The organism is Sphingopyxis sp. MG, assembly GCF_002953155.1.
GTDB classification, from domain to species: Bacteria; Pseudomonadota; Alphaproteobacteria; order Sphingomonadales; family Sphingomonadaceae; genus Sphingopyxis; species Sphingopyxis granuli.
In genome coordinates this window covers 3762256-3775488 of the sequence record NZ_CP026381.1, presented here as the reverse complement: position 1 = coordinate 3775488, position 13233 = coordinate 3762256, and the positions used below count along the sequence as shown (strand labels likewise).

16 protein-coding genes and 1 tRNA gene are annotated in these 13233 nt (G+C 63.9%); 14 read left to right on the top strand and 3 right to left on the bottom strand.

Features of this window, described 5'->3' with window-relative positions; genetic code table 11:
* Positions 1-6 precede the first annotated feature (6 nt).
* Complete coding sequence (locus C3E99_RS17325) at positions 7-1419, bottom strand: IS4 family transposase (RefSeq protein WP_104959562.1); 1413 nt, start codon at positions 1417-1419, stop codon at positions 7-9.
* Between the two features lie 463 nt (positions 1420-1882).
* Here C3E99_RS17325 and C3E99_RS17320 point away from each other — a divergent pair, with 463 nt between their 5' ends.
* From C3E99_RS17320 to C3E99_RS17255, 14 genes are all read left to right on the top strand, one after another.
* Positions 1883-2449 carry a hypothetical protein gene (locus tag C3E99_RS17320; RefSeq protein ID WP_104960150.1) on the top strand — a complete coding sequence of 189 codons (567 nt, stop codon included), beginning with the start codon at positions 1883-1885 and terminating at the stop codon, positions 2447-2449.
* On the top strand, positions 2439-3704 hold the full coding sequence (locus C3E99_RS17315; protein WP_104960149.1) for an AAA family ATPase: 1266 nt from the start codon (positions 2439-2441) through the stop codon (positions 3702-3704). Before C3E99_RS17320 ends, C3E99_RS17315 begins: the two co-directional genes overlap by 11 nt.
* Positions 3701-3913, top strand: a complete 213-nt coding sequence (locus C3E99_RS17310) for a hypothetical protein (protein WP_158682348.1) — start codon at positions 3701-3703, stop codon at positions 3911-3913. The genes C3E99_RS17315 and C3E99_RS17310 overlap by 4 nt, the downstream gene beginning before the upstream one ends.
* Positions 3906-4322, top strand: a complete 417-nt coding sequence (locus C3E99_RS20365; RefSeq protein ID WP_104960147.1) for an HNH endonuclease signature motif containing protein — start codon at positions 3906-3908, stop codon at positions 4320-4322. The genes C3E99_RS17310 and C3E99_RS20365 overlap by 8 nt, the downstream gene beginning before the upstream one ends.
* Before the next feature lie 97 nt (positions 4323-4419).
* The gene (locus C3E99_RS17300; RefSeq protein ID WP_234002525.1) at positions 4420-5895 is read left to right on the top strand and encodes a terminase large subunit; all 1476 of its coding nucleotides are present in this window, start codon (positions 4420-4422) and stop codon (positions 5893-5895) included.
* 234 nt (positions 5896-6129) lie between these two features.
* Complete coding sequence (locus C3E99_RS17295) at positions 6130-6477, top strand: hypothetical protein (RefSeq protein ID WP_158682347.1); 348 nt, start codon at positions 6130-6132, stop codon at positions 6475-6477.
* A gap of 177 nt (positions 6478-6654) precedes the next feature.
* Positions 6655-7053 carry a hypothetical protein gene (locus C3E99_RS17290; RefSeq protein WP_104960144.1) on the top strand — a complete coding sequence of 133 codons (399 nt, stop codon included), beginning with the start codon at positions 6655-6657 and terminating at the stop codon, positions 7051-7053.
* 271 nt (positions 7054-7324) lie between these two features.
* Entirely contained in the window at positions 7325-8542 is a 1218-nt protein-coding gene (locus C3E99_RS17285; protein WP_234002524.1) for a phage major capsid protein, read from the top strand.
* Positions 8542-9102 (top strand): HK97 family phage prohead protease, encoded by a 561-nt coding sequence (locus tag C3E99_RS17280; protein WP_104960142.1) that lies wholly within the window; start codon positions 8542-8544, stop codon positions 9100-9102. The genes C3E99_RS17285 and C3E99_RS17280 overlap by 1 nt, the downstream gene beginning before the upstream one ends.
* Positions 9093-10298, top strand: a complete 1206-nt coding sequence (locus C3E99_RS17275) for a phage portal protein (RefSeq protein WP_104960141.1) — start codon at positions 9093-9095, stop codon at positions 10296-10298. Before C3E99_RS17280 ends, C3E99_RS17275 begins: the two co-directional genes overlap by 10 nt.
* 54 nt (positions 10299-10352) lie before the next feature.
* On the top strand, positions 10353-10622 hold the full coding sequence (locus C3E99_RS17270) for a head-tail connector protein (RefSeq protein WP_158682346.1): 270 nt from the start codon (positions 10353-10355) through the stop codon (positions 10620-10622).
* Between the two features lies 1 nt (position 10623).
* Positions 10624-10938 carry a phage head closure protein gene (locus tag C3E99_RS17265; RefSeq protein ID WP_158682267.1) on the top strand — a complete coding sequence of 105 codons (315 nt, stop codon included), beginning with the start codon at positions 10624-10626 and terminating at the stop codon, positions 10936-10938.
* Complete coding sequence (locus C3E99_RS17260) at positions 10935-11117, top strand: hypothetical protein (RefSeq protein WP_104960138.1); 183 nt, start codon at positions 10935-10937, stop codon at positions 11115-11117. Before C3E99_RS17265 ends, C3E99_RS17260 begins: the two co-directional genes overlap by 4 nt.
* Positions 11114-12196: a tyrosine-type recombinase/integrase gene (locus C3E99_RS17255; protein WP_104960137.1), complete on the top strand. Its 1083-nt coding sequence runs from the start codon at positions 11114-11116 to the stop codon at positions 12194-12196. The genes C3E99_RS17260 and C3E99_RS17255 overlap by 4 nt, the downstream gene beginning before the upstream one ends.
* Positions 12197-12206: 10 nt before the next feature.
* On the opposite strand, the gene C3E99_RS17250 is transcribed toward C3E99_RS17255, so the two are convergent.
* Both C3E99_RS17250 and C3E99_RS17245 read right to left on the bottom strand, forming a co-directional pair.
* Positions 12207-12283, bottom strand: a tRNA-Arg gene (locus C3E99_RS17250).
* 153 nt (positions 12284-12436) lie between these two features.
* Entirely contained in the window at positions 12437-13207 is a 771-nt protein-coding gene (locus C3E99_RS17245; protein ID WP_067186600.1) for a zinc-ribbon domain-containing protein, read from the bottom strand.
* Between the last annotated feature and the right edge of the window lie 26 nt (positions 13208-13233).

The window sequence follows — 13233 nt, the reverse complement described above, 5'->3', positions numbered from 1 at the left end:
TTTCAATTACCCATAAGTCGAACGGATGGCGTTAGCGCCGATTTTGATATCCATAAGCCGGGACCATCCGCGCCAGATCACGATGTTGCCAGGCGGCGGATCATGGGCTCGGGCCAGGTAACCGCCGAGCCGCGCGATCTGGGTCAGGTAATCGGAGAGGGTTCTGCCCATGGGCGCCCTATTTCGAGAAGCCGCAAGGTGATCAATCAGGGCGATTTCATCATCAGTCAATGCGAGTTTGGGGGATGCGGCAGGCGCGGCGCGGTTGATCATGGTCACCCAGAACAGTCGCCAGGATAGGATGCAGAATATCGCGATCAGATTGGCAAGGCGATCGGCGGTCCGGAGCCGTGCATCCTCGGCGCGGCAGCCGGATTTGAGTATCTTGTGGAAGAGCTCGATCTTCCAACGCTGGGCGTACCAGTCGAGCTTTTCGATGGCCTGGTCAGGCGTCGTCACTGGTAGATCGGTGATAAGCCGCCAGTCGACAGGAGCCCGGCCTTCGGGGGCCCCACATTCACGGGCATGCAGGACGGTCAGACTGAGGGGCGGATAGCGCTTTTGCTTCCCGATCGGCGGCAAGACCTGGATACGCCGATAGCGTAGCTCGATGTCGGCATGATCATCCTTGCTGACGGCGACCCGATGTATCGCCTGTACGGACACTTCGCTCATTTCGTCGGCAATGGTGTGATCACCGTCGCCGGCCAGGCGATCGACACAGGTGCGGACAAGAAAATGCGTGCCGATCGCTTGGGCCTCGCAGAAGAATTCGTAAATATCGTTCTCGCGGTCGCCGATATGGACCAGGCGATCGGGCTCGCCCAGCAGGGCGGCCGACTGGCGCATGTTTTCGAGCCAGCGGTAGCTCTCCTTTTCCTCGATCGGCACGCGGGTGGGATTGATCCGGCGCTTCAGCGCGTTGGTGCCCTTGAACTTGGTGCGGGTCCAGAATTTCGCCGCCGTCAGCCCAAGCGGTAATCCTTCGGGCGTGACCGCAAGGCTGGAGTGCATGAGCAGCCCGCAGACCGTATGAAGCCGCAGCCGACCATTTTCATCGCGTCGGCTGGGAACCAGGCTAATGGCACCGATTCTTTCGGGATCGCGCCGTTGATAGGAGAATTCAGTGGTGTCCTGCAGAACGAGGATAAGCCCATCAGTCGCGGCAACGCGGGCCCGCGTCGCCTGGAGATGGCCCGCGAGGATATTGCCTTCGTTTACCGAACTATTCGACAAAAAGCGGTACGCTGCCTTGGTATTTGCCCAGTCCTGACAGGCCATCGGGATCGGCGCGCCAATCGCTCCCGCCATCTGTCCCAGCATCGTGCGCAGCCGCTCGCCCAAGCGCTTATCGCGAAATGCGCCGAGATCGACTTCCTCATCGGCCCATTTGACCGCATCGAAAACAGAATTGCTCATTGTGCACCCCACCAACCGTTTCAGGTGCCAGGAAAGGAATCATGTCCGATTCCGGGCAAGCAACGGCCATGCGACCAACGGAATCACGCCAACGACGAGTTGTGGGTAATTGAAAGCTTCAGGACACGGTTACCTTGGCTGACAAAAAAGTGATTCTCTGAGACGCCCTGATTTGTTTCGTACGTTTTTCGTACGCCATTTTTGCAGAACAGCTAAGTCATTGAAAAATGGCGCACCCGACAGGGGTGCAAGAAACAACCGGAATCAATAGGAAGCGAAGGCTAACCGGCACATTATCGCCAACGGGAAACTGCCCCGCACCGCGATTGATGGCTAACCTCGACCCGCCCCCGCGTCGGCGAAAAATAATAGCCCCCGCGTCGGCGGCAACCGATGCGAGGGCAAACCATATCCGTGGAGCGGTAAGGCAGGCGGGATATACCGCAAGCCGGGCGGTGACGCAATGAAGGCGGCGGATATTCGCGAGGAAGCGGAAGCCGCCACGCTCCGCGTTCGCCAGCCTCACCTCGATCGCCTGCTCGCCTTGGGCGTCCCCGGCCGGGCCATTGCCGAACTCGGTTCGCGGCAAATCCCGTTCGGTGTCGGGCACGTCGAGCGGATCGAACGCGGCCTGTATCAGCCCGGCGAGGGACCGCTGCATGTCCTGTCGCCCGTCTATGCGGACGGCGAGGTGATCGACATCGTAGCGTGGCGCAGCGATGCCCCGGCGAACTGGGCGTGGCGCACCGGCCTTGGCTGGGCGCTGGGCACCGATGAACTCTCTCAATTGAGCGAGTATTGGCCGGGCGATCCCCCGATCCAGCTTCATGCCACGCCGCTTGAGTGGCTGCGCGCCGGGGGCACCGGCATATGCATCCTCGATTGGGAAGCCGACGAGCTGGAATCGTTGCGCGGCCTGAACGCGATCGAGGCGGACGAGCTTGTCGCCACCCGCCTGCACCGGGCGCTCAGCAAGCCCCGCCGCCTCCCCACCATCATCAAACGAAAGGCGGTGCGCTATGCCGCGTAATCTCGCTTCCTTCCCGCCCGCCAATGACGGGGGGCCGATGTTGCTGCCGTTGCTCAATCCTGCCGACTGGCAGGGGCAGGACGTGCCCTCGCGCGAATGGGCATGGGCTGACTATATTCCGCACCGGCAGGCGACCTATCTCACCGGGCCGGGGAGCGCGGGCAAGTCGCTGCTCTCGCAACAGCTCTGCACCTGCATCGCCCTTGGCTTGCCTTTCATGGGCAAAGACACCCGACAGGCGGTCGCTATCTATGTGACCTGCGAGGATGATGCCGACGAGCTGCACCGGCGCCAGAAAGCCATCTGCGATGCGCTGGGCGTCCCGCTGTCGGCCTTGTCGGGCAAGCTGCACCTTGTCAGCCTCACCCGGGCGACCAGCAACGCGCTGGTGACGTTCACGCCGGACGGCAACCCGATCGTGTCGGATACCTATCGCACGCTGCTCCATACTGCGCGCGCGACGGGCGCGAGCTTTCTCGCCCTCGACAACGTGGCGCATCTGTTCGGCGGCAACGAGAATATCCGCAATCAGGTGGCGGTGTTCGTCGGGATGCTCAACAATCTGGCGAGCGAGATTGACGGTAGCGTCCTGTTTCTCGGTCATCCGAACAAGGCCGGGCAGGACTTTTCCGGCTCGACGGCATGGGAAAATCAGGTGCGGTCCCGCCTGTTCATGGAGGTGCCGAAGGACGAGGATGGCAATGCTCCAGATCCTGACGCCCGCGTCCTTGTGCGCGGCAAAGCGAACTATGCCCGCAATGGCGAGCGTATCACCTTCCGCTGGCTGAAATGGGCGTTCGTGCATGATGACGACCTGCCGCCTGACATGGCAAAAGAGATCGCATTGAACGTGCAGGCCAACGCCGAGAATGCGGCCTTCCTCCGCTGTCTCGCGCTCGCCACCGAACAGAAGCGCGCCGTCTCGCACAACCCCGGCAGCAACTTTGCTCCGAAGGTTTTCGCGGCCATGACCGAGGGTAAGAAGCATAGCGAGAAGGGCTATCGGGCAGCGATGGAACGACTGCTCCATCTCGGCCAGATCGCGCTCGACCAGCCGCTCTGGCGCGGTCCGAATCGGGTGATGAAACAGGGCATCAAGGCGGTCGAAATCTGCACCGACCCCCCTGCACAAACCCCCTGCACCGACCCGCACGAAACCCGCACAAATCCTGCACGCTTCAACCCCCCTTATATCAAAGATATAACCGGCGCGGCCCCTGAGGCCACCGCGCCTCTTTCCGAAGGGGACGAATGATGAACCTGATCGAATATGTGGAGAGCCTCGAAGGTGACGCGCTCGCGGCTGCGGTCAAGGTGCTGGACTATTTCAGCCGTCCGATGACCTCACGCGAGATCGAGGCCACGCTGCGAAGCCACGGCATATCGAAGCCCCGCGCCGCCAAGGTCGCGGATGCCGTGAAGGGAATGAAGATCATCGCCATGATTGGAGACGGGCATGTCTAAGTGGCCCTACAACACCGCACGGTGGAAGCGGCTGCGTGCTGCTCACCTTGCCATCGAACCGGCCTGTCGAGGGTGCCGCAACAGCGGCAGGCTCACCCGCGCCAACACCGTCGACCATGTTGTCGCGATCAGCGAGGGCGGCCCTGCCTTCCCCGGTCACGATGGCCTCGCCAGCTACTGCCCTGCCTGCCACAGCGCAAAGACCGCGAGGGGTGGCGAGGCTGGCGCGGTGCGATCGACCAAGCCCCGGCGCGGCTGCGATGCCGATGGCAACCCGCTCGACCCGACGCATCCGTGGAGCAAAATTCCCGGCGAGAAGTTTGGAAAATCGCTCAGGGCTGACGCTCGGATACCGCCGTCGAATAGAAATAATCAGTTAGTTTCAGGGGGAAGCCGACATGGGCGCTAGGGGGCCGGGTGCTGGAAAGCTGAAAGCGGTCGCCGCGCGCGCGCCTGCGATCGTCAGCCACCCTTGGGAAAAAGACGGGATGCCAGCGGCCGATAGGGTGCTCGCATTTCTCGGAACGCTGCCGATCGTGTCGGGCCTTCGTGCAGGCGAGAAAATGGAGGTGCTCGACTTTCAGGAACGCTTTGTCCGGGGCGTCTATGCCGAGACCGAGGGCGAGCGGCTTGTGCGCCTTGCTGGCCTGTCGGTCGCACGGGGCAATGGCAAGTCGGGCCTGCTCGCCGGGCTGGGGCTGGCGCACCTGCTAGGCCCGATGATGGAGCCGCACGGGGAATGCTACGCCGCCGCACTCGATCGCGAACAGGCGGGCGTGCTCTATCGCATGACGTGCGCCTACATCTATGAAACGCCGTGGATGGCGGGCCGGGTGAATATCCGCGACCAAACGAAGGAAATCACTGACCTCGAATCGTCGTCGCTGTGGCGGGCGCTCACGTCCGATGCGCGAAAGGCGCATGGTCTCGCGCCGTCTTTCTGGATCGCAGACGAGGTGGCACAATGGCGCAGCCGCGAGCTTTGGGACAATCTCCGCACCGGCATGGCGAAGCGGAAACATGCGCTGGGCGTCACCATCTCGACGCAAGCGGCGGATGACCTACATTTCTGGTCGGAGATGCTGGACGCGGAGCCGATGCCGAGTACCTATGTCCAGCTCCACGCCGCACCGGATGATTGCGCGCTGGACGATCGCGAAGCATGGAAGGCGGCAAACCCGGCGCTGGGCGCGTTTCTCAACGAGGCTGAATTTGCCGACGCCGCGGCAATGGCGATGCGGTCGCCGTCCTTTGCGCCCGCATTCCGCCTGCTCAACCTCAATCAGCGAATTGCCGCCGAGGGCCGCTTCATCGAACAGGCGGATTGGGAGGCCAATGGCGAGCCGTTCGATCCGATCGAGCTGGAGGGCGCGCGCTGCTATGGCGGGCTGGACCTGTCGAGCACCCGCGACCTGTGCGCTCTTGCCCTGTATTTCCCCGATCATGGGAAACTGCTCGCCTGGCACTGGTTGCCAAAGGACACGATCGCGGCCCGCGTCGAGCGCGACAGGGTGCCTTACGATCGCTGGGCGGCCGATGGCTGGGCAGACGTGACCGTGGGCAACGCGCGCGACGACCTCGCCATCGCCATGCAACTGGCGGATATTCGCAGCCGGTATGACGTGCAGGGAATCGCGTTCGACCGCTGGCAGATTGCCCGGCTCAACAAGCTGCTGAGCGACGAAGGAATCGACCTGCCGATGCGTGAATTTGTGCCGGGCTTCAAATCCTACGCAGCGGCGGTGGATGCGTTCGAGCGCGCGCTGCTCGGCCGGAAGGTCCAGCACAACAATAATCCGCTGCTGCGCTGGCAGGCGGGCAACGTCATCGTGGAGACCGATCCGGCCGGGAACAGGAAGCCGACGAAGGCCAAGAGCCTCGACCGGATCGACGGCATCGTGTCGGCGATCATGGCTTGCGGGCTGGCCGCGACAGACGAAGGTGAGGCCGTCTATCGCGGTGCCGGGCCGATGTGGGTCTAGCGGTCGCCGTCCGTCTTCGGCTTCTGAGGGGCCGGCGCTGGCGCGGGCTCGGGATCGCGGCTAGGCTTGCGACGCCCGGTGTCGCCAAGAGCCCCTCCGCTGAAGCCTCCCGTCTTTTCGCGCTTTTCATTCGACATTGCTATTCTCCCCCAATTGTGTCCTATTCCAAGCGGACCGAGCCGCAGCGCCAACTGCGACCCGGCCCTGACCAAACAACCTAACATGGAGGTTATTATGGGTAACACTGATCTACGGACGGAATCCGTCCACGGCAATCTTAGCTTCGAGGGCATAGACGCGCCCTTCAATTTCACTAACGAGCAATGGTCTTTGTCGAATCTACCTTGGGTTCGATTGGCTTCTAGGCTTGTCAAAGACGATCACAACGAACTGACGGCTAAGATGGAGGGCATGGCCCACGATGGGCTGGTTCCCGATTTGCTCGAAAACATTGCCGACACCAAAAACCATTTAGCGGCGCTTGTGAGCCTGCTCGACATGGCTCTGACCCGTTCGTTTGTGGCGCTGGAACGGCTCGGCTATACACCTGATAGCCCCCCGCCCGACCAAGCCGTCAACTGACCCCTCACCCCCGCGTTGACGAGCGGGGGCTTGACTTGTCCTGCTTAGGACACCATAAGCTGTCCTGAACAAGACAGGTAGGACGCTATGGACCTTCACACTCCACGATTCACAACTCGCCAAGTCGCCAATCTGGCTGGCTTCTCCCCTAGCACGCTCCGCAACTGGACCGGCGTCATGTTTGGCGTGCAGCCGGGCGATTCGGTCATGGCTGGGGAAAAAGGCGAGGCCACCCGCTTTAACCTGCGGATGGTGTATCAGGCGGCGATCGCCCGACGCCTGATTGAAGCTGGCGTGGACCGCGAGGTCGCTTTCGGTGCAGGGGCACGATTTGCCCACACCGGACACGGCGGACGATACCCCGGCCAGCTCTTTGCAAGCGGCGCCACCGTGCTGGTTTACGTCCCCGGTGTTGGCGACGGCGCAGACAGCGTGCGCCTCGTCAATACTCCTAACCTCCGCACGATCGAGTTGGGAGACCTGTTCTTTGGCGGGACTGGCGGCTGCGTTGCGGTGCTCGTCAACACCGTGGTTCTGGAAATCAACGAGCGTATCGAGGCCACGATACCGAAATGACAAATTCGCCCACCCCATTCATTGCGGCCGACGCGGCGCGGCCAACAACGGAAAGCCCGATGCCGGGGGTGGGTGTCTGTTCCGTAAACGGCACAATCGGGCGCCGCCGCAATATTACCTGTCCTACATTTAACCAATATGGTTCAATGTTCCCGAATCGTTCCTCCCTTGGGAGGCCGATGCGCCCACGCTGTGAAGCGTCGGCTTTCACCGTGCCGGACCTTCGGGTCCGGCCAGATTGAAGGTAAAACCAATGAAAACTTCTGACTTGATGGAACAGCGGGCGGCAATCCTGTCCCGCATGAAAGCCGCCGACGAGGCGGACGACAACGCCGCTTTCGAGACGGCGGAAAACGAACTGCGGAATCTCGATGGCAAGCTGGATCGCCAACGTAAGATCGACGCCGCCGATCGCTCCGAGCCGGGGACGCCGATCAACGGCGACGGAAAGCTCGACACCGAAATCCGTTCGCGGTTCAGCGTGTCCCGCGCTCTTGCCGGTGCGGCCGGGCTGGGCGTCGATTGGGGTTTCGAGCGCGAGGTGCAGGCCGAGCTTGCCAAGCGCGCCGGGAAGCCCGCCGAGGGCCTTTATATCCCGACCGAGGTTTTCGAGACCCGCGTGCTGACGACCTCGACCGGCTCCGAGCTGGTGCCGACCGAGCATCGCCCCGACCAGTATATTTCGGCGCTGTCGGCCGCGAGCGTTGTTCGCGGCCTTGGCGCCCGCGTCCTTTCGGGGCTGACCGGCAACCTGAGCATCCCCCGCGAGACGGACAGCCCCGCAATCGGCTGGGTTGCGGAGAACGCGGCGCTGTCGAGCGATGACGCCGACTTTGACAGCATCACGCTCAGCCCCAAGCACGCTGGCGCGCTCAGCGAATGGTCGCGCAACATGCTGCTCCAAGCATCGCCGGACGTGGAAATGCTGCTCCGCCAGATGCTCGCCCGCAACATCGCGCTGACGATCGACCGCGCAGCGATCCGCGGTGGCGGCTCGAATGAGCCCGACGGCGTGCTGGAAACCAGCGGTATCCAGACCATCACTTCGCCCACCTCGCTCTTTGACGCGGTTGCCGATGCCGTGGCGCTCGCGGATACCGAAAATGTCGGCGCCAGCCGGGCGCTGCTCACTACCCCGGAAATCCGCAAGATCGCAGCGAAGGCGCTGGACCTCAACGGCCTGCCGATCGGCGTGGACAAGGTGTTCCACAACCTCGCCACGACCTTCTCCAATCAGGTGCCGAAAACGCTGGGCGGCTCGCCCGGCACCGAGCACGGCATGATTTACGGCGACTGGTCGGAGCTGTTGATCGGCGTCTGGTCGGAAATCGACATTTTGGTCAATCCGTTCGAGAGCACGGCCTATTCCAAGGGCAACGTGTCGATCCGCGCGATGGCGACCGTCGATTGCGCGGTGCGCCACCCCAAGGCGTTCGTGTCGATCGAGGACGTGACGACCGCGATTGAAGCCATGCCGGTGGTGTCGTGATGACGGCCGGGGGCGATATGGAGCATCGCAGCTTCATCGAGGTTCGCGCTCAGGGGCGCCGCATCGAAGGTTATGCGGCGACCTATGGCAGCGAGGCGCGCCTTGGCGGCTTCGTCGAGACGATCGCCCCCGGCGCGTTCCGTTCGACGCTGGGCGGGGATATTCTCGCCCTGCTCGACCATGACGCGGGCAAGGTGCTGGGGCGGACCCGTTCCGGCACGCTCCGCTTGACCGAGGATAGCCGGGGCTTGGCTTTCAGCCTCGACCTTCCCGACACTCAGGCGGGCAGGGACGTGGAAGCCCTCGCGGCTCGCGGCGACCTTGGCGGCATGTCGTTCGGCTTTAAGGTGCCTGCTGGCGGCGAACGCTGGGACGGCGAAAAGCGGACCCTCTACCAGATCGACTTGCGCGAGGTGTCGATCGTGCAAGCATGGCCCGCCTATCCCGATACCGAGGTGGCGCTGCGCTCGGCTCGCGATGCGTGGTTGGCCTTGCCGACGCCGCGCCAGATCGTGCGCCGCCGTCGCCTTGCCATCGCGGAGGCTTCGATATGGGCATGATGGACCGCATCGCTGCCCGTATGGGCTATGAACGCCGCGCGGCGGATGATCCGAGCTGGTCGGCCCTTGCCCCCGGCGTCGGCTATCTCGCTGGCGTGTCGGCGCGCGCCGCTGAAAATCTCTCGACCGTGCTGGCCTGCGTCAATGCGATCAGCACCGCGCTCGCCTACGTCCCTGCGCTGGTTTATCGCCGCGACGGTGAGGGCAACCGGATCGAGGCAACGGCGCACCCGCTGGGCCGGATCGTGCGCGGCGGTGCCAATTCGCAGATGACGTGGCCGGACTGGTTGGAGCATTGGATCGCCAGCACCCTGCTCACCGGCAACGGCCTGTCGGTTGTCGATCGCAGCGGCAACGGCCAGCTTTCGGGTTTCCGCTATGTGCCTTGGGGCATGGTCACGGTGGCTGAGCTTTCCAGCGGACGCCTCGCCTATGACGTGTCGGACGGTCGCGGCAACACCCGTCGCTACTTGGAAGGCGAGGTGCTTCACCTTCGCGACCGGACGGATGACGGCAAGATCGGCCGGTCGCGCTTGTCGCGGGCTGCCGAGACTGTCGCGGGTGTTTCGGCCGCCAACACCCATGCTGCCACCTTCCTTGCCAACGGGGCCGCTCCGTCCGGCGTGATCGAGGTTCCGGGTATCATGAAGCCCGAACAGCGGGCGGATCTTCGCGACAGCTTCCAGTCGCGCCACGGCGGGGCAGGCAATGCCGGATCGACGCTGGTGCTCGACGGCGGCATGACGTGGAAGGCGGCGCAGATCAGCCCTGAGGATGCCGAACTGCTGGAAACCCGGAAATTCGGGGTGATCGAGCTTTGCCGGTTGTTTCAGGTGCCGCCCCCGATCGTGCAGGCCTACGAGAATAACACCTTCACGAACGCCGCTCAGGCGGGCCTCTGGTTTGCCACCTTCTGCCTCGCCCCTTGGGCGCGGAAGATCGAAGCGGAGTTTGCCCGGTCGGTGTTCCCGTCGAGCGGCCCCTACGAGCTGGAACTGGACCTGTCGGGCTTCCTTCGCGGTGATCCGCAAACCCGCTGGGCAGCGCACAAGATCGCGCTCGATAGCGGTGTGCTCGATCCTGACGAGGTGCGCGGCATTGAGGGCTGGAACCCGCGCGGCGATAACTCCGCAAATTTGCGGACTTCCGATCAAGAGGCAAATCTGCCCCTTGAAACCGAGGGGAGGGCTCAGTGAATGATAACTCACCTGATCGCGGCCGGTGTTTTCTCAAGCACGAGCGAGGCTGCCATGACTGACCTTGTGACCCTGAACGAAGCGAAGCTGTGGCTTCGCGTGGACGGCGACGATGAGGACGGCACGATCGCCCTGCTGATCGCCGCGGCGTCCGATGCGGTGCGCGACGTGGCGACCGATTGGGATGGCGAGGGCGACGCGCCCGACCGTCTCAAGCTGGCCGTGCTCGCTCGCGTGGCGGTCGCCTTCGACGAGCGCACCAACGTCTCCCCCGGCACTGGCGAGCTGCCCATGCTCACCCCTTTGCGAAAGCTGGAGGTGTAAGATGCGGGCGGGTGATATGGACCGGCGCGTGACGCTCCAGCGATTCACGACGACGCAAGACGAGTATGGCGAGGAAATCCAGACATGGACGGACCTCGCCACCGTCTTTGCCGAGGTGCGGCAACAGGGCGGGCAGGAGTATCTTGCGGCCGCCACGACGCTTGCCGAGCGCCGCGTGGTGTTCTTCCTTCGCTGGTTCCCCGGCCTCACTGTCGAGGATCGGGTGAGCTATGACGGGCTGCTCCACAACATTAAAGAGGTGCGCGAGATCGGCCGGCGCGATGGCGTCGAGCTGCACACGGTGGCGGCAGTATGAGCCGGGCCGCCCGCTTTAAACAGGCCGACGCCACCCGGGCCCTTCGCGCGGCGGTGGCGGCTGGCCTGAAACCGAGCGGCTTCAAGATTGACGCCAATGGGGCGATCGTCGTCATGTTCGGGGATGACACACCCGAATCGCGCAACAGCTTCGATAGCTTGATGGGGAGGGCCGCATGACGAAACGCTGGCTCCCGCAATGGGTCTCTGAATATCGGGACCGGCACGGTAAGCCTCGCTACCGCTTCCGGCGCAAGGGCTATGCTCAGTATCTGTTCAAGCACGCGCCGGGGACCGAGGGCTTCCGGCAGGAATATGAGGCGTGCAAGCATGGTATTGGCGCCGAGCCGATCATGCCGGGCGCCAGCCGCGTCAAGCCGGGGAGCTTCGATGACCTCATCACGCGCTACTATCGGTCGCCCGACTTTCTCGACCCGAGCGAACGCACCCGCGAGGTCTATCGCGGCGTAATCGAGCGGTGGCGCGTCAAATACGGCAAGGCAATGGTGCGCGACCTTGAGCCGCGTCACGTCGCCGACATGATGGCCGCGATGCTCCCACACCGCACGGCGGCGAACATGCTTCGCAAGCGTCTGCGCGCGCTGATGCAATTCGCGATCCGGCAGGGCATGGCAACGACCAATCCCGTCATTGCGACGAAGCCCTACAAGATCGACAGCGACGGCTTCCATACGTGGACCGAGGATGAAATCGCCGCCTATGAAAAGCGGCATCCGATCGGCACCACGGCGCGCCTGGCCCTCGACCTGATGCTTTGGACAGGCCAGCGCGGCGGGGACGCTCGCGTCATGGGACCGCAGAACATCCGCAGCAAGCGGCTGGTGGTTACTCAGGAAAAGACGAGGGCAACGGTATCGCTCCCAATCCTGCCAGCCCTCGCCAGTTCGATCATGGCGACGAAATCCGGCGCGCTGGTGTTCATCCTAAGCGAGCATGGCAAGCCCTACAGCCGCAAGGGCTTCGGCAACAAATTCCGGCAATGGTGCGACGAGGCGGGCCTGAAAGAATGCTCCGCACATGGTCTCAGGAAGGCGGCAGCGAGGCGCTTCGCGGAAGCCGGATGTAGCAATCAGCAGATCAAGGCATGGACCGGCCATACGACCGATAGCGAGGTTTCCCGCTACACGGCAGCGGCCGACCAACAGGCGCTTTCGGACGCGGCAGCGGAAATGTTGATGGCTAACCTTAGAAAACGGTTAGCCAATGAGGACGCCAACCCCATGGAAAAGGAGGCATAAATGAAGAAGGTGGCGCACCCGACAGGATTCGAACCTGTGACCTCTGCCTTCGGAGGGCAGCGCTCTATCCAGCTGAGCTACGGGTGCCGGTAGAGCGCGGCCTCTAGCAAGAGCGTGGCGTGCCAGCAATGGTCTATCGACCGTTGTGCGGCATTGGGCGAAACAACCCGGTGATGGCCGTCCGGCGACCATTCGGCCTGCGCTGGTGACGTCATGGCATCGCGGCGGCTGGCGGCGCGGTCAGCCTTTCGGCAGCGACCAGCTGACCGTGAGCTGTGTCGCGCGGCGCGGAATGTCGAGCTTGGCTTCGGAGAAATTGACCTTCTCGTTGGGCGGCAGCGTGCGCACGGGCGGCTTGATCGTCCAGCTGTAGACGATCGTTCCCTGCGCGTCGCGCAGTTCGGCGAGGATCGGGGGCACCGTCTGGGCGCGGTCGGTCGGGTTGATGATCGTGCCGCTCGCCGCGAAATAGATGGTGCCGTCGGCAAGCTCGCGATGATCCTGATTGGGCGGCAGTTCGATGACCAGATCGGGCTCGGCGGCGGTGCCCGGCAGGCCGAGCCCCTGCGCCCAGCCCGGCAGGCCGAACATGTAGAGGCCGGCGGTCGCGCCGATCATCAGCACCGCGGCCGCCGCGGCGACCAGCGTCCAGCGCTTCGCGGGATTGCGGCGCGGACGGCGGAAAGGCAGCGGCTCCTCGGCCGGTGGCGCGGCGGGGCGCGAAGGCGCCTCTGCGGCGAAAGCCTGCGGCGGGGGCGGCGCCGGATCGGCGGCTTGTTCGGCCGGTGGCGCGGCGGAGACGCCGGCGGCGGTGTGGGCTGGCGGTGCGGCCGGCGCAGGCTCGACGGCGGGCGGCGGCACGACGATCCTTTCGGCCTGCGCGGCGGCCGCCGCCGGCTCCTGGAACCAGCTGTGGCGGCAGTTGGCACACCGCACGGTGCGGCCGTTCGGTCCGATCGCCGTATCGGGAACGACGTAGCGCGTGTGGCACGAAGGGCAGGCGAGGATCATGGCCCCTCTAAACACGCTGAGTCGCG